Below are 24,083 nucleotides of genomic sequence, written 5' to 3' on the forward strand. Positions count from 1 at the left end.
TACACGAATTTTTAATTTTTTTAATGTGAATTTTTAGTTCGAAGCTTTGAATCCTCTCCAAAAAAATGAAGAGGATTCGTGCAGAAAATGGCGGAGCGGACGGGACTCGAACCCGCGACCCCCGGCGTGACAGGCCGGTATTCTAACCAGCTGAACTACCGCTCCAAATCTGGTGGGTGCTGAGGGGCTTGAACCCCCGACCCTCGCCTTGTAAGGGCGATGCTCTCCCAACTGAGCTAAGCACCCGATTATTATTACGCTTCTTCTTCTTCGGTAACAACGGAGCCAGAGTTTACAGCATCTTTCAGTCCTTTACCAGCTTTAAAATTAGGAACATTTGATGCTTCTATATTTATTGGTTCGCCAGTCTTAGGATTACGCCCTACTCTTGCAGCCCTCGCTTTAACCGAGAAAGTGCCGAAACCAGGAAAGGTTAACGACTTACCACTGCGAAGCGTAAGAGTAATCGCTTCTAGGAACGAATTCAATACCCGTTGTGCAGTTGCTTTAGAAATTTCTGTTTCTTCAGAAATCAAATCAACTAAATCTGACTTATTGACAGCAATCTTACTCACTCGGTTTCCCCTTAAGTTTTGTAAATTATTCGATGGTCCTTCATTTAACCAGGGAAGTTACCATGGCAAATCATGACACACAAGCAAAGCTGTGAATTTTTTATCAAAAATTCACAGTCATTCATTTAGTTAGTCAATGGGACTGGACGTCTGTTGGTTCTGAGTCAGCATTCTTTTTTTTTACTGCTTCAGCATTCACTTCCTCTTCTTTTAGAGGCTGTGGTAATTGCGTCAAGGCAATTTCAAGTACTTCATCAATCCATTTCACACAATGAATTTTTAAGTCCTTGATGATGTTTTCAGGAATCTCTTTTAAGTCACGCTTATTCTCTTCTGGAATAATCACAACCTTGATACCTGCGCGCCTAGCCGCCAATAATTTTTCCTTGAGTCCACCGATAGGCAGCACTTCACCACGCAGCGTAATTTCACCCGTCATGGCAACATCTGCTCTAACAGCAATATTCGTAAGCACCGATACGAGCGCCGTACACATACCTATCCCTGCACTAGGGCCATCTTTAGGCGTAGCACCTTCCGGTACATGAATGTGAATATCTTTCTTCTCATAGAAATCTGAGGGGATACCCAACATTTTGGTACGACTTCGAACAACCGACAACGCAGCTTGAATAGACTCTTGCATTACTTCGCCAAGCTTCCCTGTGCTTGTAGTTTTGCCTTTACCAGGAACTGCCATTGCTTCAATAGTTAGGATATCACCCCCAACTTCTGTCCATGCTAAACCTGTCACTTGTCCGATTCTATCTTGCTCTTCAGCAACCCCAAATCGATAACGCTGTACGCCCAAATATTTTTCAAGTGTTGAGTCTTCTACAGATACTGTTTTGATAGTGTCATCCATCAAAATTTCTTTAACAACTTTTCTTGCCAATTTGGCAACTTCTCGCTCTAAACTTCGCACCCCCGCTTCACGCGTGTAATATCGAATCATCGCGAGTACCGCTTTTTCAGAAACCTTGAGTTCACCTTCTTGCAAACCATTATTCTTCATTTGCTTAGGAATCAAGTATTTGATCGCAATATTTAATTTTTCGTCTTCGGTATAACCAGACAAACGAATAACTTCCATTCTGTCCAATAAAGGCGCTGGAATATTTAGAGAGTTAGCCGTTGCAACAAACATGATATCTGACAAATCATAATCCACTTCTAAGTAGTGATCATTGAAAGAATTGTTTTGTTCTGGATCTAGTACCTCAAGCAAAGCAGAAGCAGGATCACCTCTAAAATCCATTGCCATCTTATCTACTTCATCTAGTAGAAAGAGCGGATTTCTAACGCCTACTTTAGCGAGCTTTTGTAAAATCTTACCAGGCATAGCGCCCACATAAGTTTTTCGATGCCCTCTTATTTCAGCTTCATCTCTCACGCCACCTAAAGACATACGAATGTAATTACGTTGCGTAGCACGCGCAATAGAGCGCCCTAATGATGTTTTACCAACCCCTGGTGGCCCTACCAAGCATAAAATAGGCCCTTTAAGTTTTTTCACTCTTTTTTGTACGGCAAGGAACTCAATAATACGTTCTTTTACTTTCTCAAGACCGTAATGATCAGAATCTAAGATTGCCTCGGCCTCCGGTAAATCTAATTTTAATTTAGATTTCTTTTTCCAAGGCACTTGAAGCATCCAATCAATATAGTTTCTGCAAACAGTAGCTTCTGCAGACATCGGTGCCATCATTTTTAATTTATTAAGCTCATTATTTACTTTCTCAAGTGCTTCTTGAGACATACCTGCTTTTTCAATTTTATTTTTTAATTCTTCATATTCATCTGCTTGATGGCCTAATTCTTCTTGAATCGCCTTCATTTGCTCATTTAAATAGTACTCTCTTTGGGACTTTTCCATCTGACGCTTTACGTTTGAACGAATACGATGTTCAACTTGAAGCATGTCAATTTCAGATTCCATGAGCGCCATCAGCTTTTCAACACGCAATCTTAAATTGCTCATCTCTAATACAGATTGCTTATCCTGTATTTTAAGAGAAATATGTGCTGCAATCGTGTCAGATAAACGTCCTAAATCATCGATACTGGCAACAGAGGTAACAATCTCAGGTGGGATCTTTTTATTCAGTTTAACGTATTTCTCAAACTGTCCCATGAGTGTTCGAATTAAGACTTCTGATTCACCTTCAGAAATAGGATGCTCTTCTAGCACTTCTGTTTGTGCTAAGAAATAAGGATCATTGCTCACGAAGGATTCTATTTTTCCTCGTTTTATACCTTCAACAAGTACTTTAACAGTACCATCTGGTAACTTGAGCAACTGTAATATGGTGGAAATAGCGCCCACTTGAAAAACATCTTTTTCGGTGGGATTGTCTTTGGTTGCCTCATTTTGAGCAACCAATAAAATTTGTTTTTCCCCTGCGGCCATAGCGGCATCCAACGCTTTGATCGACTTTTCTCGTCCAACAAAGAGCGGGATCACCATATGAGGATAAACAACAACATCTCTGAGAGGTAAAACAGGGATCTCGATCATTTCACCTTTCTCATCACTTTTTGATTCAACGTCCATATGGTTCCTTAGTAATAGACTCTGGCGAGATCATTTATTTGTGTGATTAAAGACATGGAAAGTAGTTATTTGGGATTGAACACAAAAAGCACTATCCATTGGCTTTGTTGCATAACTCTATTTATATGGTGCCATTCTACAATCCGATATCAAATATGGGGACAAGCTTTTGATAGAGAATATCCAAGATCTCAGGATCGTGGCTTAAAGCCTACAGAGTAGCAACAATCACTAAAGCAAAACTTAAGCCACTGTTGCCATTACTTCAAAAATGACACACAAAAATTAATTATGTAACAAGCCCTATTTATTTATAGTTATATACTTATTTTTCGTTATCTTGTGCAACTTTTTGTTTTCCATCACCTTCATAGATGAAGATAGGATTTGTATCACCACTAATAAAACCTTCATCAATGACAACTTTAGAAACATCTTTTAAAGAAGGTAAATCGTACATTAAATCCAATAATGCTTGCTCCAGAATAGATCGTAAACCACGCGCACCTGTCTTGCGTTGCATTGCTTTATTAGCCACTTTCTGCAAAGCTTCTTTACGGAACTCTAATTCAATGCCTTCCATTTCAAACAATTTTGCGTATTGCTTTGTAAGCGCATTTTTAGGTTCTGTTAGAATGTTAACAAGCGCAGCTTCGTCTAAATCTTCTAGTGTTGCCAATACAGGTAAACGACCTACAAATTCTGGTATTAAGCCATATTTTACAAGATCTTCTGGCTCAACATTTAACAATGTTTCACTTACTTTCTTAGAATCTTGCTTACTAGTCACTTTGGCAGAAAAACCAATGCCACTTTTATCTGAACGATCCATGATCACTTTTTCTAAGCCAGCAAATGCACCACCGCAGATAAATAAAATACCAGAAGTATTTACTTGTAAAAATTCTTGTTGAGGATGTTTACGTCCACCTTGGGGTGGAACAGAAGCAACCGTACCTTCAATTAATTTCAATAAAGCTTGCTGAACACCCTCACCTGATACATCGCGTGTAATAGATGGGTTATCAGATTTTCTTGAAATTTTATCAATTTCATCGATATATACGATACCTGTTTGTGCTTTTTCAACATCATAGTCGCATTTTTGCAATAACTTTTGAATAATATTTTCAACATCTTCACCTACATAACCTGCTTCGGTAAGCGTCGTTGCATCGGCAATAGTGAAAGGCACATCGAGTAAACGTGCTAAAGTTTCGGCCAAAAGTGTTTTACCACTACCTGTTGGGCCAATGAGGAGGATATTACTTTTACCCAGTTCAATGTCATCTTTTTTAGTGTTACTTTGTAAACGCTTATAATGATTATAAACAGCAACAGATAAAACTTTTTTAGCTCTATCTTGGCCAATCACATATTCATTTAAAATTGCATTGATTTCATGCGGGGTAGGTAAATCAGCAGCTTGATTAGGTGAGCTACTCTCTTCTATTTCTTCACGAATAATATCGTTACATAACTCAACGCATTCATCACAGATAAAAACGGAGGGACCAGCAATTAACTTACGAACCTCATGCTGACTCTTGCCGCAAAATGAGCAATACAATAGCTTACCATTCTCATTTCCACGACCGCCTCTTTTTTCACTCATTAGAAGTACCTCTGATATCAAAACCTAAAAGATCTTAGGACACGTATTTTTACATGATGGGGGCAATATGCTGTATTTCAAGCCGTGTGACTACAAATATTCGTAAATCACCCCCGTATGTCTCTATCTTAGCAGATCCTTATGCTCGTTTTTCAATCACTGTATCTATGAGTCCGTACTTCACAGCTTCTTCAGGATTCATGAAGTAGTCTCTATTGGTATCTTTTTCAATAGTATCAATAGGTTGGCCTGTATGATGGGCTAAAATTTCATTCAATTTAGATCTTGTTTTAAGAATCTCTTTAGCATGAATTTCAATGTCACTTGCCTGACCTTGAACACCACCTAAAGGCTGGTGAATCATCATTCTTGCATTTGGTAATGCATGTCTTTTACCTTTAGCACCGCCCGCTAGCAAAAACGCGCCCATGCTTGCAGCCAAACCAGTACACAGTGTACTTACATCAGGCTTAATAAACTGCATTGTGTCATAGATTGCCAAACCAGCTGATACAGAACCACCAGGTGAATTAATGTACAAATAGATATCTTTATCTGGATTTTCTGATTCTAAAAAAAGTAATTGAGCAACAATTAAATTTGCACTGTAATCTTCAACAGGTCCAACTAAAAAAATAACGCGTTCTTTGAGTAGCCTGGAATAAATATCATAAGCTCTTTCGCCTCGAGCAGATTGCTCAATAACCATAGGTACACCTATGTTATAAATATCTCCATTGCTTTGCTTGAAGTTCATGATTTATTGCTCCCCTTTCATAGTGTAATTAGGTATCCATCAAAGAACGCTTCCATCGTTCCAACCTATACATAAAATCGCTGTTATTCAATAGCGCATGCACATGATCTTCTTAAAAAAAATCTGTGCATGCGCTTTAGTTTTTAATTTTCAGGATTCATTACTTCGTCGAAGCTAACTGACTTTTCAACCAACTTCATATCTTTGAGTAATGACTCTATTGCTTGTTGCAACAATACTACCCTTTCTACACTTGATAATAATTGTTTGTTGCTAAAATATATATTTACAATTTCTTCTGGATTTGGGAACTCTTGAGCAAGATATTCAACTTCTTTTCTCAGTCTCTTACCATCCGCTTTTACATTGTATTTCTTGATTATTTCATTAACCAACAAACCTAGCTTAACCCTTTTGATAGCTGAGTCATTTACCTCTGCATCATCTAGTACTTGAGCTGCCTTTTCGTGCTTTCTTTCACTTTCTTTGTGAATCGCTCTTTTTTCTTGTTGAACGAGCACGTCAGGTAAATCAAAATTATTTTCTTTTAACAAAATCTCAAGCACATCTTCTTGCAAGCCTTGGAATAAAGTTCTATTCACTTCATCTTCCATTCTGCCTTTAATTTTCTCACGAAGTGCTGCGGTATCATCTGCTTTCAAGCCTAAGCGTTCTGCCAATGTGGCACTGGTGAGCGCTTCGTTTGCTTGAACTTCTTTTACAGTGATATTGAGCTTAACGGCTTTACCCGCTGCTTTTTCTTCAGCCCATTTTTCAGGATATTTAGTATCAAACTCAACGGTCTGCCCAGCTTTACAACCAACAAGCTTTTCACTCAAACCAGGCAAGGTTGTTGCATGGCCTAATTCAATTTTTACATTGTTTTGCGTTTCATCGCTTTCAGCACCATCAAGCTTACGTGTAAAATCGATGACTAATCTATCGCCATTTTGTGCAGCTTTATCCGTTGCTTGCCAGCTGCCCAAGTTACGGCAAAGTTTTTCTTGCATCTTGTCTACGTCAGCTTCTGTTACAGTTGCTGTTTTTTTATTGATTTCAACATTGCTGAGATCGGCTAAAGCAATTTCAGGAAATATTTCAAAGGTAACCGTAAAGCTTAAGTCTTCTTGCTCTTTATCTTTGATTTGCTCAACCACAGGCTGGCCCGCAGGTGTAAGCTTATTTTCAACCAATGTTTCTTTTAAGGTTTCTTCAATTAATTCAGCAATGACTTCTTGACGTACAGAACTACCAAATTGTTTTTGGATCACTTGAACGGGCACTTTACCAGGTCTAAAGCCTTTTAACTTAACTTCTTTAGAGAGCTTGGTAATTCTATTGCTTAATAAGGTTTGGAGTTTTTGATTAGGGATTGTTGCTTCTACTTTACGCCCTAAAGAACTTGTGCTTTGAACTGAAACTGACATGAACTGCCCCTCTTAGGAATTAAATTTCAAGAAATTATTCTTTATGATTTTGCAACCAATTAAATGGAAAGAGGGCATGCTCTTTCAATAATGTGGTGCGAAAGGAGAGACTCGAACTCTCACGGGTTGCCCCACTGGAACCTAAATCCAGCGCGTATACCAATTTCGCCACTTTCGCATAAAAGAAATAATTTATCTATCCAATTAATGTAGCGATAATTGAATAGAATCACTACGGCACATTTGCAACCCTTTCCACCCACCTCAAACAGACGTGCGTCGTATTTGAAGTACAAAGGCTCAGTTATCTATTCAACAACTAAGCTATTTATTGGTGGGCCGTGTAGGTTTCGAACCTACGACCCGCTGATTAAGAGTCAGCTGCTCTACCAACTGAGCTAACGGCCCCAGAGTATTTTATCTGAAACGGTAAGGACAGCAAAATGAAATTGGGGTGAATGATGGGACTTGAACCCACGACGACCGGAATCACAATCCGGGGCTCTACCAACTGAGCTACATCCACCATAGTGGCGCGCTTGGCAGGATTCGAACCTGCTACCCTCGGCTTAGAAGGCCGATGCTCTATCCAAATGAGCTACAAGCGCTAAAACAAAAAATGGTCGGGGTAGAGGGATTTGAACCCCCGACATCTTGCTCCCAAAGCAAGCGCGCTACCAGGCTGCGCTATACCCCGACTTAACTCTTTAATCTTAAGATTTTATTTGGCACATCAGCACCAAAAACTTAAGTTTACCAACCAACCACAAAACAGTTAGTGAGTTTTCTACACTGTTTCGCTGTTTGCGTATTCACTATACCCAAACTTGGCGCATCATAATACTAACTTCTTACCTAAATAGTCAATGCAATCTTCTGGAAAATAATAAAATTTCGTGCCACACTGAACGCCTTATTAAGTTAGAGGGCATTCGATGACAGCTCATTCTAAAATCATAGATGGCAAAGCAATTGCCAAAGTATACAGAAATAAAATTGCGATAACAGTGCAAAATTTAATATCTGCGAAAAAACGCCCGCCTGGGCTTGCTGTTATCTTAGTAGGAGAAAATCCCGCGTCTACTGTTTATGTAAAAAATAAACGCCTTGCCTGTGAGGAAGTTGGATTCTACTCTGATGTACAGCATTTTCCCGATAGCATATCAGAAACAGAGCTGTTAGCCCATATTCATAAATTAAATCATGATAAGCGCGTGGATGGCATCTTAGTTCAGCTACCTTTGCCAAAACATATCGACGAATCATTGGTGCTTGAGGCAATTGCAACCGACAAAGATGTAGATGGCTTTCATGCTTACAATTTAGGTAGGCTAGCACAACGCAAACCCTTTTTAAGACCCTGCACCCCCAAAGGGATTGTCATGCTCTTTGAAGCTTTACAATTTTCTGCGCGTGGTAAAAATGCAGTTGTCGTTGGTGCCTCCAATATTGTTGGACGACCTATGGGGCTGGAACTACTCAATTTAGGTGCCACTGTCACCATCTGTCATCGATTTACAGAAAACTTACCATCGATTATCAAAGGCGCTGACATTCTAGTAGTGGCTGTTGGAAAACCACATTTTATTCTTGGTGATTGGATAAAAGAAGATGCCATTGTCATCGATGTAGGCATTAATAGACTTGAGAATGGTTCCTTAGTAGGAGACCTATGTTTCGACGAAGCGCTTCAAAAAGCAAAGCTCATTACGCCTGTGCCCGGTGGTGTTGGTCCAATGACAATCGCAAGCTTATTAGACAATACCCTAACAGCTTATAACCTTCACAATGAGGATGACACACCAGAGTAATACTAAATTCCAATCACTATGTCAGTCATGCCGGAAATTATCCGGCATCTCTAGACGTTGTCCTAACAAGCTATCTCTTGCTTTATTCTGATAGTGTTTGCCAGATTTGGCTTCTTGGGAGACAGTTTTGGCAAAAGCGCTTCTACAGCATCTTCTTCTGGCTCTTGCTTCACGACGACAGGGCGTGTAAATCTTAAATTGCCACGCTTTTGTCCCACATAGATAACATCATCATCGTCTTCGTGCGAACCCAGATTTAAGGTGGTCTTTAAATTTTTGACTGCTTGATGCGGTTGTAACCATGCCTGTAACAATCCTGTTAAGCCCTTTGGCGCAACATTCCCTTCTTGTTGATGAATGGCATTATCAATCAAGTAGGATAATCGACTCGAATTAAATACCACAAAGATTGAAGAGAAAGCCATTGTAATACTTGCTAAAACTGGATTCAAAACAAAACCAAAGAATGGATATAATAAGCCAGAAGCAGCAATCAAACTGAGCACATTATAAAACCCTGTCCACAACAAGTTTTGATGAATATTTGCCATCGCTTGTTTAGAAATAGTCAACAAGATGGTTAAGTCCGATAAAGACTGTACAGTCACTTTAGAACGTGTCGATGCATGCGTCCATGGTCCAACCGCAATCCCCACGTCTGCCTTGTTAATGGCTTCAATATCATTAGCGCCATCTCCAACCATCGCAACAATACGTTTATTCTTTCTAATTTGAGCAATATAGGCTGCTTTTTGATCGGGACGCCTTTCAGCAAAGACTTTCTTAATGCCTAATTGCGTAGCCACTAAATTCGTTGAGGCTTCGTTATCACCAGAAAGCACGTATAAATCAATATTTTGCTTTCTCAACGCTTCAATCGTCGCTTTGGCATCTGGTCGAATATTATGTTCTAAGGCAATCATACCCACGCAATGATAATCTGGCTGATAGCCTGTGGCTTCTAGCTTACTGGCTTCCCTTGGTGTGGCTACAGCAATATACAGTATGGTATAACCGTTTTTTTCCCATTCAGTTTCTTTGTTTTTAAAGCTATTGTTAATAAATACCTTTTTATTCTGTAACTGAGCATAATTGCCTACAAGGACTTTAACATGCTCTTTCATTTCAGTCTCAAGCACACCTTCAAGTCCATTATCCAATTGCTCCACACTAACAAGCTTAAGCGTATCTTGTAATGTGTCTTCTAATGCATGTGCAATCGGATGAGATGAGCCTTGTTCAATACTTGCAAAATATTTGAGTGCTTGCTTATCTGACCATCCAGAACGAGAGGTAAATACCTCTTTAACGGTAGGCTCAGTTAAGGTGCCTGTTTTATCAAAAACAATGGCATCTAATTGTGCAACCTTCTCAATGACCGTTGCTTGATGAACCAATATTCCCTTTTTAAACAATTTAAAAATACTAATCATTGTGGAAATAGGCGTCGCAAGTCCCAATGCACAAGGACATGCACACAAGGTAACAGCCAAAGCAGATTTAATCATATAAGCTAATTGAGGCGCAGGTCCCCAAATAAACCACCCAAGCCCACTTAAGATAGCGAGTGTAATAATGGCTGGCACAAATATTTTTGCGACTTTATCAATGGTTGAAGAAATAGAGGTTTCATTTGAATTACCGCGTCGTTTTGCATCTTCAATCAGTTTGGTTAAATTTCCTTCATCGCCATTTCGAGTCGCACACACATAAATCGTAGCACCTCGATTTAAACTACCACTGTGCACTGAGCTTCCTTTTCTAATGACACAAGGTTTTGCTTCTCCTGTGAGTGTGCTTTGATCGAGGGTTGATTTTTCATCATCCTTAATGCCAATCACAACGCCTTCTACCGGTACACGCTCACCAGCCTTAATTTCCATGATGTCATGTTTTTTAAGTGTTTTATAAGGAATATTCTCAGTTTGTGCATTTTTTAGGTCAGAGATTAAAATTTTAGGAGAAAATTTTAATTTGAGTCGATTTGCTTGTTGTGGCTGCAAATCAATGAACATATCTTCTATACTTTTTACTTTAGCACGTGTCTTTTCTTGCAATCTTTCACGAACGCCCTTGCCAAGATTGATGATGCCAAGAATCATATTCACTGCCAAAAATTGATAGTGCAGCACAGCAAAAGGAAAAAAGGTGGGAAAGGCAACCAACAGCATGGAATAGAGCCAAGCACTCCCTGTTCCAAGCGAAATCAAAGTATTCATGTTATAAGAACGATTTTTTAAGAATTGAGTGAATGCATCTTTATAAAATTCTCTACCCGTTACATACATAATGATCATCGTCAAGGTGCCCAAACTAAGCCCTACTAATTGTCCCGGCAAAGTCAATGGCGTTGGGATCCAGCCCATCATACTGATGATCCATATGGGTGCACCGATACCGAGATTAATCCAAGCATTGTTAAAATAGTGTTGAAATGTAGATTGGTTTTTCTCTTTGTCTTCTTGCAAAGATAAGGGCTCTAAAGCAATATGCTTTAATAATGGATCTGTCTGTATGGCTGCAAAAATATGTTTTAATGTTTCTTTATTTTCATCATCGATTAATTCTAATTTAATGGATTTGGACGAAAAATTTACTTGATAAGAATTTAAGAGAAACGACAATTTATTAAAAATAGCTCTTAGATGATCGCTTTCAGATTGTGTGTACAACCCTTCCACGGCAAAATAAACCGTTCTCTTGTCTGTCAATAACTTTGTATTTGCAAATTTTGGGCTACTTTCTTTAATATCATCAATAACTTGTTTAGGCTGAATTGGCTTATTGACAACCACTTTACATCTTTTAGTTAAAACATTGATCTCAATATTTTGTACATAACCTTTTGCAAGCAAATGTGCTTTAATTGTGTTAACACAGTTGCCACAAGTCATATCAGGAATAGAAAGATAATAGACAGTTGAATCAGTCATCAGAACCCCACCTCAAAAAATGCTTCGAGTACATAGCCTTGATATAGTCTTCGCACATGAATTTTTGGGGGTGTTGTCTTCGCCATCTCGCAATCCTCATGTACTTTTATGGAAATGAAGGTTACTCGAGGCTTGACGCCTACCCAAAAACTCATGTGCTGTGACTATATATGAAGTTTAAGCATTCTTTATAGAGGGAAGCCCTAAATAATACTGAGGATAAGCACTTTAATACTTACCAACTACAATGAAACTTAAAACTCAGCTTGAGGACATATGTATTTTAGATTATTGATAATGATTTTAAATATAATCAATCACCGTATCAAAATCATCATTATTTTCTTTATTCTCACCACGTGCTTTTGCAACTTGATTCAAATAATCTGTTTCATCTCCTGTCAGATAAATACCATCGAAAACAGCACTTTCAAACTGCTTTATCGATTGATTTCCCTCTTTTGCAACAGAGACAAGATCATCCAAATCAAGATAGATTAGCTTATCAGCATCTATCATTTTTTCAATTTCTTCTATTGAATGATTATGCGCAACAAGTTCATCTTTACATGGCATATCAATACCATAAATGTTTGGAAAGCGAATAGGCGGGGCGCTGGACGCAAAATAAACTTTATTAGCGCCTGCACTTCGCGCCATATTGATAATTTCTTTTGACGTTGTGCCACGAACAATTGAATCGTCGATTAATAAAACATTTTTATTTTTAAATTCAAGCTCTATCACGCTCAGTTTTTGATGGACTGCCTTACGGCGCGTTGCTTGACCTGGCATGATAAAAGTTCGACCAATGTATCTATTTTTTACAAATCCTTCTCGCAATTCAACACCCAGTCGATTAGCCAATGGAATGGCCGCATTGCGGCTGGTCTCAGGAATTGGGATAACCACATCAATATCATGATCTGGCCATGTTTTAATTATTTTCTCTGCAACATGCTTACCCAGATTTTTTCTGACCTTATAAACTGAAATTTTATCAATGATTGAATCGGGTCGAGCAAAATAGACAAATTCAAACAAACAAGGCGATAGACTGGCTGTGCTTGAACAAACTTTTCTCACAATCTCGCCATTGGTTTTAATAAAAATAGCTTCCCCTGCCCCCACATCATCGATAATCTGAAAGCCTAATGCAGTCAATGCAGCACTTTCTGAAGCTACCATCACTTCAGGATGTGCCCCTCCATCACGCTGCCCCAAAATAAGAGGTCTAATACCAAAAGAATCTCTAAATGCAACAACCCCATGTCCGGCAATCACGGCAACAACCGCATAACCACCTCGACAACGTTTGTGCACACCACTCACTGCTTTAAAAACTGCTTCTGGTGTTAAATTTAAATGTGAAGCACAGGCTTGTTGTAATTCATGCGCAAATACATTCAAAATAACTTCTGAGTCAGAGCCTGTATTGATATGTCTAAGATCATCTTTAAATAATTCAGATTGTAATTGCGTGGTATTGGTTAAGTTACCATTGTGGGCAAGGGCAATACCAAAGGGAGAATTCACATAAAAAGGTTGTGCTTCAGATTCTGAGCTAGATCCTGCGGTAGGATAGCGAACATGACCAATACCCATGTTTCCAGTCAATCGTCGCATATGGCGTGTTCGAAAAACATCTCTCACAAGACCATTACCTTTGCGAAGAGAAAATTTTCTATCATTACAAGTCATCATGCCTGCAGCATCTTGACCTCGATGCTGTAATACCGTTAATGCATCAAATATCTCTTGATTTACAGCTTGACTAGCAACTATACCAACTACACCACACATATTTTATATCTCATCTTAATAATAGAAAGAGCGCAGCGCTAAATGGTTCACGGTACGAAATACACAATATTCTGCACATCTAACTTTTTTGTGATTTTACTTCAGATTTCCTCTCGGGAAACTTAAAAGGCTTGGCATGTTCCTCTGGCAGCCTATCTTTAACCCATAAAGCCAACACTTCGAATTTTTCAATGGAATACGATGATGTCCACGTATCAGCTTTGGTTAATGGCGTTAAGCCCGCTAACAATACCACAATCGTCACAATAACAACACCTCTGAATAAACCAAATGCCCCCCCTAAAACTCTGTCTGGCGAGCTAAATGGGGTACTTCTGACCAATTTCCCAACAAAGAAATTAATAATGGATCCCACCAACACGGTTAGAATAAAGATGATGAAGAAAGCAGCAATCGTCTTAATAAAGGGTTCTTTTGTAAAAGTTAAGATGCTTGAAAAAGGCCCAGAAAACACAACGGCCAATACAACCGCTGATATCCAAGTAACCAGTGAAATAGACTCTTTGATAAAACCTCGAAAGAGTCCAATGAGAATAGAAAATAGGATTACCGCTAAAATCAGAATATCTGGCCAACCAATTTCTGCCATAGAATGCCTCAACTTGATATAGGTTGATGTTGAATAACGACGCCTTGCAGTCGATACTTAGCCTTTAACTCTACTTTCAAAGAATCTGCTTCAGCCTTAGCAACTTTGGGTCCTACTAATACCAAGGTATAAGTGCCTTGGCTATTTTGCATATGTCTAGAGTAAGCTGGATAACCATCTTTTTGCAAATTTTTGACTAAACTGTCTGCGTTTGCCCCTTCTTTAAAAGTTGCTAGCTGAACAACCCAAGCAGCAGAAACTTCGGTAATTCTTGCTTTTTTAGCAGGGAGACTGTTCTCTGTCTTAGTCTCAATGCTATTTTTGGCTTGCTTTAATGCAGGCTGTGTACTTTTATCATCTTGTTGAAGCAAATCATTTGTATCTTGCTGAGTTGCCGCTACTTTTTCTGTAGTGCCAAGACTAGCCTGCTTTTGAACAGCATTATCCATCTCAGAGGTTATCGCAGAAGACGCATCCGTATCTATTGCAAAAACAGCAGGAAGTGGGAGTATTGTGTCCTTTTGGGCAACGATTGCTTGTTGGGTTGCTTTAGAGACATTCTGCGCACTGCTATCTTCAGAGCCAATTAATTCTTGTATAGATTCATTCAACGCCAAATCTTCTGTATCTTGATAGGCTTGCATGACTGTTTCATCAAAACTAGGCTTTTCAAGCTGATTCAAAACAACCAGGTTCTCCGGTTCAGAAATGGGTGTCAATGCCGCACTTGCAACGGGTTCTTTCATTTGCATATCTGTTAAATTAATTTTCTTATTATTTTCTGAAAAAAACATCGGTACAAATATGACGCCCAAGGCTAAGAATACGACTGCGCCAAATAATCTCTCTTTTATTTTTTGCATCTCTTTCTCCAAGTGTGATACGAATGCAAGTTAGCTTAATTTATTTGCCTCTAACCATTCGCTTACAGTAAAGAAGGAACCAAAGACAATGACTTGATCTTGTGCCTTCATATCTTGCATTAGCACTTCATATGCTAGTTTAGTTGAATCTACACAAAATATCTTATTAACACCACAGCTTGAAAGTGACTCAACCAACATTTTTTGTGGAAAAGCTCTTGAGGAATTGAGCTTTGGAATATACCAAGCATCAAATACGTCCTTAAACATATTGGATACCTTATCAATATCCTTATCATTGAGCATCGCCCACACAGCAAACCGTTTTCCTGGCTTGTCATGCGCTAATATCCTACTTTTAAGTAGCTGACAGCTTTCTTCATTATGCGCCACATCGACAATCATTTTAGGTCTTTGCATTACTGTATAAAATCTACCTAGTAATGAGGCTTTTTCTAAACTGTTGATCACCACACTTAGATCTGGCAATGCAAGCATAGTACCTAAAATCTTATAGGCGCATAGGGCTATTGAAACACTGTTATTGGGTAAGTTGTGTTGCGGCACAGAAATAGGCTGATCTTTAAAGCGCCAATACATTTCATTGTTTTCAAGCCCCCAATTGAAGTCACTGCCATCGGTATAAGTCTCACATTTCAACTGTTTTGCACGCTCTATCAAGCTTGGGACTAATGCAGATTTTCCTACGATACAAGGCTTATTTTCTCTGAATATACCTGCTTTCTCTTTTGCAATACTTTCTAAATCATGCCCTAACCAACCTTGGTGATCATAAGCAATTGTTGTAATCAATGATAAATCTGGGGATAAGCAATTGACAGCATCTAAGCGCCCACCTAATCCAACCTCAACGAGCAACACATCCAAAGGCTGTTGTTTAAAGATGTAAAAGGCAGCGAGTGTTGTAAACTCAAAATAAGTAAGTGATATATCGCCTCTTAGCTTTTCAATCACCTCAAAAGCATTGATCAATGCGGCATCACTGACACATTGATCGTTAATGCTGATACGTTCATTAAATTCGAGCACATGAGGAGAGGTATAACAAGCAACCGATAAGTTGGCTTTTCGCAATAGTTTGTTTAAGGCACAAATAGTTGTTCCTTTACCATTCGTGCCAGCAACCAGAATCACTTTTGCATCAAAATGAAATAAACCAGCACTTTCGCCAACTTGCCTTACACGTTCTAATGTCAAATCAATCGTTTTAGGATGCAACGATTCTAGATAGCGTAGCCACGTATGATTGTCTTGCATAAATGCGTCATCTCAATTACGCCGGCACTTCTTTGGATGCGTCGGCCATGCTGCTGTTTAGTGTGTCATTCTCATTCAACAGTGTTTCTGGCAGTGGATGAGGAAGATTTAACATTTTCGTAAGTACACAGGCAACTTTATCGCGTAATGCACGTCTATCTAAAATCATATCAATAGCGCCATGTTCCAGCAAAAATTCACTACGTTGAAAGCCTTCAGGTAAAGATTCTCGTACAATTTGCTCAATCACGCGAGGGCCTGCAAAACCAATCAATGCTTTGGGTTCAGCAATAATAACATCGCCTAAAGTTGCTAAACTTGCAGAAACGCCACCCATGCAAGGATCTGTTAAAACCGTTATAAACGGCAATTTACAGGCACTGAGCTTAGTCAATGCAGCACTTGTTCTTGCCATTTGCATCAACGATATCAATGATTCTTGCATTCGAGCGCCACCACTTGTCGCAAAACAAATTAATGGCATTTTTCGTTCAATGGCGCGTTCAGCCGCCAAGATAAACCGTTGCCCCACAATTTGCCCCATCGAACCACCAATGAAGCCAAACTCAAAAGCACATGCCACAACCGGCAATTGATGCAAAGTTCCTTGATAGACAATGAGTGCATCTTTCTCATTTGTACTTTTTTGAGCAGCAACGAGACGATCGCGATAACGTTTGGTATCTTTGAATTTTAATTTATCAACAGGCTCAAGTTCTTTCCCAATTTCTTCTAAAATGTCCTGATCTAAAAAGCTTTCTAAACGCTTTCTTGCTCCCATGCGATGATGATGCGTGCACTTTGGGCAAACTTCCAGATTCCGCTCTAATTCAGAACGAAATAATACCGCACTACATCCCTCACATTTGGTCCATAGACCTTCAGGGATGGATTTCTTCTTGGCGGTTGTGTGAATTTTGGATGGAAATAACTTACTAAACCAACTCATTTTAATAATCTTACCAAACTAAACCGAGGATTATAACTGTTTTCTGGATAAGAAATAAGCATTGTGTCTTTGCTTTTAGCTTTGAATTCATAGGATGAATGCATATTAATGCTTAATGAGCATCAAAAATAGATGTTATATCACTAACAAATTCACTATCTGCTTGCTGAGAAAGATTGGCAGAAGAGCCCAAAGCGCCTGAATCATAGCGCACGTCAAAGAAATAAAGCCCATGCGCAGGCGCGGTCATACCCGCTTGTTTTCTGTCCAAAGACTCTAAAACTTCTTTCATCCAAACAGGGGGCTGTTTATTTGCACCAATTACCACCAAGGTACCCACAATATTTCTCACCATATGATGTAAAAAAGCATTCGCTTTAATATCAAGCTGAATAATATTATTTTTTTGCAGCAGAGTAATTTGATTCATGGTTCGAATAGGGGTATGCGCCTGACAATGTGATCCTCTAAAAGCACTGAAATCGTGCTGACCAATCAAAGATAAGGCTGCTTCTTGCATTTTCTGCACATCCAATGCGAATGGATACCATGCCAAGTAATTCTGAAAAATAGGCGAAGAAACTTTTTTGTTTAAAATTAAATAGCGATAATGACGCTCAAATGCAGAAAAACGCGCATGAAAATCACTTGCCACTTTCTGCACCCACTGAACTTTAATGTCTGAGGGCAAATGTGCATTTAAGCCATTTAACCACACATATTCAGAGCGCTCTTTTTCAGTATCAAAATGAACAACTTGATTCAGTGCATGCACACCTTTATCAGTACGACCTGCTGGCACAGCATTGGTTGCAACCCCTGTCATCTTGAAAAGAGCAGCCTCTAATTCAGATTGAATGGTGATTTTGTCTGGTTGGCATTGGTAACCATGGTAACGCGTGCCATCATAAGCCACACCTAAAGCGATTCTTTCTGTCATTCATCAAATTCCGTTGCTGGCCTTTAATCACAACCCTCTTAAAGTAAGGACTGCCCCTAACACCCAGCTGAAAATTATACAGAAAGATTATTTTTTAGCAAACAAACTTGATATGAGCGCCGATAAGTTAGGACAGCCATAAAAGATGAAAACACAGGTACGGCTCTCATTACATTCACCTCAGACACTGAATAATCAACATCTGTAATCTATCAGACCTAATATTGGCAACAGATCTCAAGATAGAGTCATCGTATTTTATTTTTCGGTCTTAAGATCTGCAAATCATCTTCTATTATTTCCATTTCGTTCTTAAGCAAAAATGCGTTCGCTTTTTCCGAGTTGGACGGATTTATTTTAAGCTCTTCTACAATTAGTTGACGGATATAATTTTTGGATTCTGGGTCATGTTTAACTATCACATCTAAAGTGGATGCCTCTTTATCTCCTTCGACTGAATTAGTAATTTTTGCGCTGTAAATATCCACCCCGCGTTTAATAAATTCAATGGCAATAGAAATATCAACTTTAGATAAAGCCAATGCATAAAGTATTTGCTGATCATTGACTAGATTAAGATTCGGACTATATTCTAGCAATCTGCAGATGACCTCATGAAAAAAAATCTTATCTTCTTCATTATTTGAATTGGAGTCTGATAATAACCTTCCATATTCCTCTAAAACAAAAGTGAGAGGCGACAATTGATGTTTTTCGATCTGAATAAAACCATGTTCAAGCAATAAATTAACAGACTCCATGTTCTTTGTTTTGATAGCTATTGTAAGCAGTGGTTCTTGACTTTCATTACGACGACTAAAGCTGCTAGCTTTTGTATTTTTTACATCTGACTCGTAATTTAAGATAAATCTAGCATTTTCTATTTTTCTTTCTCGTATGAAATAAAAGAGCAATTCACTTATGTCATTATCGTAAAGAACATTATTTTTAATTATTAGCGGAAGAAAATCTGGCCTAGACTTTAACCTCTCAATCATTTTTTTGTGATCATGAATTTCGCACAAACTATCTGCACAAAAATTAGCAATATCTGTCTCTTCTCTTTCTAACGCTAAATAAAAAAATTTCTCTTTATTCATAAGTTTTATAAGAGACTCATTGTTAATCTCTAACAATATTTTTAGAAACTCAAAATTATCAGTCGCATTAATGACTTCTTTAATCTTGTTTTTTTTATGCCATTCAGTAGACCTCGTAATATTTATTTTCCCAATCAATAGACGAGATAACGCCATATTATTTCTCATAATTGATAATTGTAGCGCCTGAGCAATTTCTTCTAGATTTGGTTCTACTCCATTTTTGAGCAACAACTCGACTATGTCTAAGTTTTTATTTTTAAGCGCACACATGAATGGAGTATTACGATTCGCACCATTTATATTTATGCTTGCGCTATTTTCTAACAAAAGATTAACTATTTCTACGTTATTATTAAGAACGGCATGCATGAGTACAGTTACTTGATAAGAATCACATGCATTTACATTTGCTCCGTTATCAATCAACAATTTAGTCATTTGCCCGTTTGATTTCGAAACGGCATGCATAAGCGTTGTCTCTAAAACCTTATTACTTATGTCTTCTTTGCCTTGTTTTATTTTTTTAATCAATAGCTCCGTCGCTTCTACATTATTACTATTAATTGCTGACATTAACGCTGTGTTTTTATCAATACTGCGTATATTCCAACCAGCCCCTTTTTCAAACAAAAACATGCAAAAATCAAAATCCTCATCATTAATAGCTTGCGGCAGAATTTTTTTCTCGATAATACTTAGCTCCACCGCCCCCTTTTCAATTAAAAATTTTTGAAGCGCTACATTTTTTTCTTTAATGGCTCGATCAAGAATCGTTTGGTTTTTTGTGTTTTTAACATGAACATATTTTTCTATTTCTGCGCCAAAACCAATAAAATCAAAAACAAGCGCCAAAGGGACTGAACTACTTTCCAGCAGCATTTCTACAGCAGTTTTACCATTATTAGTCTTAACATCTAAACAAGGAACGTTTGGTTGTAAAAGTTTATTTTTTATTAGATCAAATTTTCTTGACTCAATAGCATACATTAAAGCTGTTTTCCCTTTTTTATCTTGAACATTTATATCTGCATCTAATCTCAGTAAAGCTTCAACGGCATCCATGCTCTTTTTCTCTAAAGCGTACATTAGAGCTGTTTTCCCTTTTTCATCTTGAGCGTTTATATCTGCACCTGAGCTCAACAAAGCTTTAACAGCATCAATGCTCTTTTTCTCTAAAGCGTACATTAAAGCTGTTTTCCCTTTTTTATCTTTAACATTTATATCTGAGCCTGATCTCAGCAAAGTTTCAATACTATCAGTACTGTTTTTCTCTGAAACAAGCATTAAGGCAGTCATCCCAGCTTGATCCGTAGCATTTACTTCTGCACCTCTCTCAAGCATATTTTTTGTATTTTCAAGATTAGAAAGTGCAAAGAACCACGCAGGTTTTCCTTCTGCATTTTTTTTATTAACATCTATACTAGGTAATAAATTTAGAACAAACTCGACAGGCTCTTTTTGTTTACTTGCCAACGCATACACTAAAGCAGAGCGATTTAACTTGTCCTCTACATCTAATTTTGCACCATGGTTGAACAACGCATTCGCAACATCAAGCTTTCCTTCTTTTATAGCTAACAATAATACTGTTGCACCAGATTTATATTGCACTTCTATATCCGCACCCTTGTTGATAAGGCTATCTATTTCTCGCAAACATTCAGCTTTTGATTTAAATAGAATTTGTATTGGTGTCTCATTATTTTTATTGATTGCATTAACATCCAATAAATCTTGATCTATATATCGCCAGATTTCATCGTACCCAATACGCCCAGAATAAAAATTATTATATGCCTCTATTATATCATTAATTTTTTCATTGATTCCCAACTCTGAACCAATTTCATTTAGTTGCTTCTTTATCTCGTCTATAATCTCGAATTGATGTGCCTTAAGGAGTCCCTTAGACATAAGATCTAAGAAACCACCTTCCTCTGCGCAAAGCCCCCAAGGAATAAAATTAAAAATTTCTTTTAATTTTTCTGATTTTAACATACTATTTTCATAACGATGTAACTCACGACTAATTTGTGATTTACCCATATTCTTTTTAATCTCATTTGTACAATAATCAGATGAAAAATATAACCTATCAGGGTCTGAAACAATCAATTGTTTGCTTGAGTCATTATAGTCATGATAATCATCAAACATTTGATTTTTGTTTGTGGGCACTTCAACACCAACCGTAGATGAGATTCCCGACTTTGCTCCACAATATACATTTTTTATGCCCTTATCAGTGACAAGAATACCAGCCAAGCTATTATAAAATTTTTTCAATAATTCTTTGTCGTTGAAATTTTTTATTTCTATTGAATCAAAAACAATTCCGTTTGATTTACTAAGCCAAGCCCAACATTGTCCCAAAACTTCATCTTCTATCTTTGGAGAGTTAATATCACCTCGGCAAACCACATAAAAACCACCTCTAGGGCTGGTAAGGCCATGAATGGTACAAGGCTCTCCTGCCTCACCAGATAACGATTGACAACAATTTGTTAATTTGCCAAAACAAGCAGCCCGTGCTGCTTGCATGTCATCTGATACGTCAACTTTCATAAGATAAGTATCTGGATAATTTATATGACGGCCATCTATGACAACATCCGGTATTAAATTACTACCATTTCGTCGTTCTAAACCTACAAATTTTGCATAGTCTTTTTGGGTTAGACCATGCTCCAGCATATACTTATAAGCACCTTGGCTTTGTTGTAAATAATATTCATTGCAGGCTTTTAATATTGATAAATCTGCATTTTCTAGTTCTATACCAGCACTCATCTTATAAAGCTCTAGACGTAATGCAGCTATCTCAATATTTAAATTATTTCGCTCCGCCTCTTCATGATCTGTAATCGTATTTGCATCCTTTCTTTCTAACTCTTTAAATCTTTTATTTTTATCTTCAATTTCTTTCTTCTTTTCTTTAAGATTTCTTAAGTACTCTCTACTTCTCACCTCTACGCCATCTGTAGCTTTATTTTTATTTAATATTTTCTCCAAATCAGAGGCTCTAGCTAATAAATCCAAAAACTGCTTGTCATTTCTATTGGTTTGAAAAAATTTTTTCCACACTAAAAAGTTACAGCTTTTGACATCTGGGATAACAAAAAGACAGGCATCATGCACTGATTTTTTCTCTTTAATATATTTGATTGCATCTTTAGCATTATCAAACATTAACGAAAGCTTTAAAGCATGGTCTTCTGGAGTGCCATTATTCTCATATACATACGCCAGTTTGCAGTACCTGAGCAACTCTTCATATAGCGCTTCATTGTAATATTCTCCATACTTATCTACATAATCTTGCGAAACCAACGATGAAGATTCATTGCCATACACAACATCTGCAAGCGCATATTTTCTTCCGAGTGATACGATGATTGGATTGATATATTCTTGCATACTTGAGTATTCGCTCAGAATATTTTCTTTGGCAGTATTTAGCTCTTTTTCTTTTTTTGCTATTTTCTTTTGCAATTCTTCTACAAAACTTTCGGTATTTTTATTAGACGCATTTTTTTTATTCAGGGCAATCCTACTATTTTTTAAAGCACTATAAAGCTTGTCTATACTATCCAGCCTATTGAATAGATTTATAATATTTTCATCACTCATAATCACTTACCAATTACTTTTTTCCTCTCGTAAAGCAAAGAGGTTATTTTTCGTCAATAAGTTCAATTTGCAGACAGGGGAATTACACTGGTTTTTGAAAAAAGCTTGAGCCAAAGATCAAATGCATTTCAGGCAATGGGATATTGAATTAAGCGACGTGTGTACTTGAATATAATTTCTTTGCTTGAGTAATACCTTTTAAAGCTTTCTTTCTCTCTTTGCCAAAATTCAACAGTAAAATTTCACTTCCCACTGCATGAGAGAAGCTTTTGCTTAAATTTTTGACCAATGATATCCAGTTTTGAGGCTCGAACTGTAGTCTGCTTAAAATAGGTGCTAGATGTTCAGGAATAGAGCCTGCTTCTTTATCATCTCGAATCACTCGACCTGTATAGTCTACAAGCTCTAAATAATCGACAAGTTTAAAATCAATGGCATGAGAATGATGCGTTGAAATATTTGCAAAAGGTACTAAGAACTTGGGTTGTGCAAGATTATTGTATATACCCTTCACAGATGAATCTTCGGTGTTGTTGGCTTTTTCGCGCTTGAGCTGTTTAATGGATTTTGGCTTATTGATTTTTAATTGCTTAGAAATATGCTGAATACGTTCATAAATGGAAGTAAATTCTGATTCTTCAGGCGTTTCTGTAATCCCAGCTCTGACAGGATTTAAATCAACATAAACCATTGCACTTAAAAGTGCCCCTTCATCTAATAAGGCTTGGGATTTAAAGCGTCCTTCCCAAAATCGTCCTGCGGTATCATCTTCTTCGTTTACATCGCGTGCGATTTTCTCATTTAAACAACGCATAAACCAACTGATGCTCGTCAAACGCTCTTTCCAAAGTTGAATTTTCTGTTTTAGATGCTTATTTTCTTCGGCATCTTTAGGGAAAATAGAAGCCCAACGACGGATGATTTCTGCTTCTGACCAATTCTCGGCCACTTTATCTTCTACATATAAAACCACATGATAATGATTACTCATGATGGCATAAGCACAGATTTTTATAGCAAAGATATCAGCCAAATACTTTAATCGATCAACAATCCATGCTTTACGATGCGAATAATCTTTTTGGGTTAGCTCATCGAAACCACACAAAAAGCTGCGGCGAACACATCGATTCATGACGTGATAATACGGCGTGGCATTCAAATCAATTTGTTCTGAGCGAGCTAAAGTCATAACTTAAAAAATATCCCTATTACTGAAAGGAATTCTAGCTCAA

Annotated in this window: 14 protein-coding genes, 7 tRNA genes and 1 pseudogene; 1 reads left to right on the forward strand and 21 read right to left on the reverse strand. The window is 37.8% G+C overall.

The genetic code is table 11. The annotated features are described in order from the left end of the window. Nucleotides 1-88: 88 nt before the first annotated feature. From CC99x_RS08260 to CC99x_RS08315, 12 genes and pseudogenes are all read right to left on the reverse strand, one after another. Nucleotides 89-165: transfer RNA gene (locus CC99x_RS08260), tRNA-Asp, on the reverse strand. 5 nt (nt 166-170) lie between these two features. Next, nucleotides 171-246, reverse strand: a tRNA-Val gene (locus CC99x_RS08265). 8 nt (nt 247-254) lie between these two features. Then, nucleotides 255-584: pseudogene (locus CC99x_RS08270) on the reverse strand (HU family DNA-binding protein); the annotation flags it as partial. A 124-nt stretch (nt 585-708) separates the two neighbouring features. Beyond that, nucleotides 709-3,129 (reverse strand): endopeptidase La, encoded by a 2,421-nt coding sequence (gene lon, locus CC99x_RS08275; protein WP_057623943.1) that lies wholly within the window; start codon nt 3,127-3,129, stop codon nt 709-711. 325 nt (nt 3,130-3,454) lie between these two features. Further along, nucleotides 3,455-4,744: an ATP-dependent Clp protease ATP-binding subunit ClpX gene (gene clpX, locus CC99x_RS08280; protein WP_057623944.1), complete on the reverse strand. Its 1,290-nt coding sequence runs from the start codon at nt 4,742-4,744 to the stop codon at nt 3,455-3,457. A gap of 139 nt (nt 4,745-4,883) precedes the next feature. Further along, the gene (gene clpP, locus CC99x_RS08285) at nt 4,884-5,501 is read right to left on the reverse strand and encodes an ATP-dependent Clp endopeptidase proteolytic subunit ClpP (protein ID WP_057623945.1); all 618 of its coding nucleotides are present in this window, start codon (nt 5,499-5,501) and stop codon (nt 4,884-4,886) included. A 143-nt stretch (nt 5,502-5,644) separates the two neighbouring features. After that, nucleotides 5,645-6,928 carry a trigger factor gene (gene tig / locus CC99x_RS08290; RefSeq protein ID WP_057623946.1) on the reverse strand — a complete coding sequence of 428 codons (1,284 nt, stop codon included), beginning with the start codon at nt 6,926-6,928 and terminating at the stop codon, nt 5,645-5,647. 93 nt (nt 6,929-7,021) lie between these two features. Then, nucleotides 7,022-7,106: transfer RNA gene (locus CC99x_RS08295), tRNA-Leu, on the reverse strand. A 154-nt stretch (nt 7,107-7,260) separates the two neighbouring features. Continuing rightward, nucleotides 7,261-7,336, reverse strand: a tRNA-Lys gene (locus CC99x_RS08300). A gap of 42 nt (nt 7,337-7,378) precedes the next feature. Continuing rightward, nucleotides 7,379-7,454 (reverse strand) — tRNA-His (locus tag CC99x_RS08305). Between the two features lie 5 nt (nt 7,455-7,459). Beyond that, nucleotides 7,460-7,536, reverse strand: a tRNA-Arg gene (locus CC99x_RS08310). Between the two features lie 12 nt (nt 7,537-7,548). After that, a tRNA-Pro gene (locus tag CC99x_RS08315) sits at nt 7,549-7,625 on the reverse strand. A gap of 238 nt (nt 7,626-7,863) precedes the next feature. Between CC99x_RS08315 and folD the strand changes: the two genes are divergently transcribed. After that, nucleotides 7,864-8,739 carry a bifunctional methylenetetrahydrofolate dehydrogenase/methenyltetrahydrofolate cyclohydrolase FolD gene (folD, locus tag CC99x_RS08320; protein ID WP_057623947.1) on the forward strand — a complete coding sequence of 292 codons (876 nt, stop codon included), beginning with the start codon at nt 7,864-7,866 and terminating at the stop codon, nt 8,737-8,739. Nucleotides 8,740-8,801: 62 nt separating this feature from the next. On the opposite strand, the gene CC99x_RS08325 is transcribed toward folD, so the two are convergent. From CC99x_RS08325 to CC99x_RS08365, 9 genes are all read right to left on the reverse strand, one after another. Then, complete coding sequence (locus tag CC99x_RS08325) at nt 8,802-11,672, reverse strand: heavy metal translocating P-type ATPase (protein WP_057623948.1); 2,871 nt, start codon at nt 11,670-11,672, stop codon at nt 8,802-8,804. 303 nt (nt 11,673-11,975) lie between these two features. Then, entirely contained in the window at nt 11,976-13,475 is a 1,500-nt protein-coding gene (gene purF, locus CC99x_RS08330; protein WP_057623949.1) for an amidophosphoribosyltransferase, read from the reverse strand. Between the two features lie 79 nt (nt 13,476-13,554). After that, a complete protein-coding gene (locus CC99x_RS08335) occupies nt 13,555-14,085 on the reverse strand; it encodes a CvpA family protein (RefSeq protein ID WP_057623950.1) in 531 nt (176 codons plus the stop codon). Nucleotides 14,086-14,093: 8 nt separating this feature from the next. Beyond that, nucleotides 14,094-14,948, reverse strand: a complete 855-nt coding sequence (locus CC99x_RS08340; protein WP_057623951.1) for an SPOR domain-containing protein — start codon at nt 14,946-14,948, stop codon at nt 14,094-14,096. Between the two features lie 30 nt (nt 14,949-14,978). After that, nucleotides 14,979-16,226, reverse strand: coding sequence for a bifunctional tetrahydrofolate synthase/dihydrofolate synthase (folC, locus tag CC99x_RS08345; RefSeq protein ID WP_057623952.1), 1,248 nt, complete (start codon nt 16,224-16,226; stop codon nt 14,979-14,981). Between the two features lie 16 nt (nt 16,227-16,242). Next, nucleotides 16,243-17,175, reverse strand: coding sequence for an acetyl-CoA carboxylase, carboxyltransferase subunit beta (gene accD, locus CC99x_RS08350; RefSeq protein ID WP_057623953.1), 933 nt, complete (start codon nt 17,173-17,175; stop codon nt 16,243-16,245). Between the two features lie 112 nt (nt 17,176-17,287). Beyond that, nucleotides 17,288-18,115 carry a tRNA pseudouridine(38-40) synthase TruA gene (gene truA, locus CC99x_RS08355; RefSeq protein ID WP_077065351.1) on the reverse strand — a complete coding sequence of 276 codons (828 nt, stop codon included), beginning with the start codon at nt 18,113-18,115 and terminating at the stop codon, nt 17,288-17,290. A 248-nt stretch (nt 18,116-18,363) separates the two neighbouring features. Further along, on the reverse strand, nt 18,364-22,848 hold the full coding sequence (locus tag CC99x_RS08360; RefSeq protein WP_057623954.1) for an ankyrin repeat domain-containing protein: 4,485 nt from the start codon (nt 22,846-22,848) through the stop codon (nt 18,364-18,366). A gap of 148 nt (nt 22,849-22,996) precedes the next feature. Further along, a complete protein-coding gene (locus CC99x_RS08365) occupies nt 22,997-24,040 on the reverse strand; it encodes a hypothetical protein (protein ID WP_077065352.1) in 1,044 nt (347 codons plus the stop codon). Nucleotides 24,041-24,083: the final 43 nt, after the last annotated feature.

Origin of the sequence: Candidatus Berkiella cookevillensis (assembly GCF_001431315.2) — a bacterium.
In the GTDB taxonomy this organism is placed as follows: Bacteria; Pseudomonadota; Gammaproteobacteria; order Berkiellales; family Berkiellaceae; genus Berkiella_A; species Berkiella_A cookevillensis.

Excerpts from the sequence above, each read along its gene's own strand:
- truA (WP_077065351.1), bottom strand. The coding sequence starts at position 18,115 with ATGACAGAAAGAATCGCTTTAGGTGTGGCTTATGATGGCACGCGTTAC.
- clpX (WP_057623944.1), bottom strand. The coding sequence starts at position 4,744 with ATGAGTGAAAAAAGAGGCGGTCGTGGAAATGAGAATGGTAAGCTATTG.
- CC99x_RS08325 (WP_057623948.1), bottom strand. The coding sequence starts at position 11,672 with ATGACTGATTCAACTGTCTATTATCTTTCTATTCCTGATATGACTTGT.
- clpP (WP_057623945.1), bottom strand. The coding sequence starts at position 5,501 with ATGAACTTCAAGCAAAGCAATGGAGATATTTATAACATAGGTGTACCT.
- CC99x_RS08365 (WP_077065352.1), bottom strand. The coding sequence starts at position 24,040 with ATGACTTTAGCTCGCTCAGAACAAATTGATTTGAATGCCACGCCGTAT.
- accD (WP_057623953.1), bottom strand. The coding sequence starts at position 17,175 with ATGAGTTGGTTTAGTAAGTTATTTCCATCCAAAATTCACACAACCGCC.
- folC (WP_057623952.1), bottom strand. The coding sequence starts at position 16,226 with ATGCAAGACAATCATACGTGGCTACGCTATCTAGAATCGTTGCATCCT.
- CC99x_RS08335 (WP_057623950.1), bottom strand. The coding sequence starts at position 14,085 with ATGGCAGAAATTGGTTGGCCAGATATTCTGATTTTAGCGGTAATCCTA.
- purF (WP_057623949.1), bottom strand. The coding sequence starts at position 13,475 with ATGTGTGGTGTAGTTGGTATAGTTGCTAGTCAAGCTGTAAATCAAGAG.
- lon (WP_057623943.1), bottom strand. The coding sequence starts at position 3,129 with ATGGACGTTGAATCAAAAAGTGATGAGAAAGGTGAAATGATCGAGATC.
- CC99x_RS08340 (WP_057623951.1), bottom strand. The coding sequence starts at position 14,948 with ATGCAAAAAATAAAAGAGAGATTATTTGGCGCAGTCGTATTCTTAGCC.
- folD (WP_057623947.1), top strand. The coding sequence starts at position 7,864 with ATGACAGCTCATTCTAAAATCATAGATGGCAAAGCAATTGCCAAAGTA.
- CC99x_RS08360 (WP_057623954.1), bottom strand. The coding sequence starts at position 22,848 with ATGAGTGATGAAAATATTATAAATCTATTCAATAGGCTGGATAGTATA.
- tig (WP_057623946.1), bottom strand. The coding sequence starts at position 6,928 with ATGTCAGTTTCAGTTCAAAGCACAAGTTCTTTAGGGCGTAAAGTAGAA.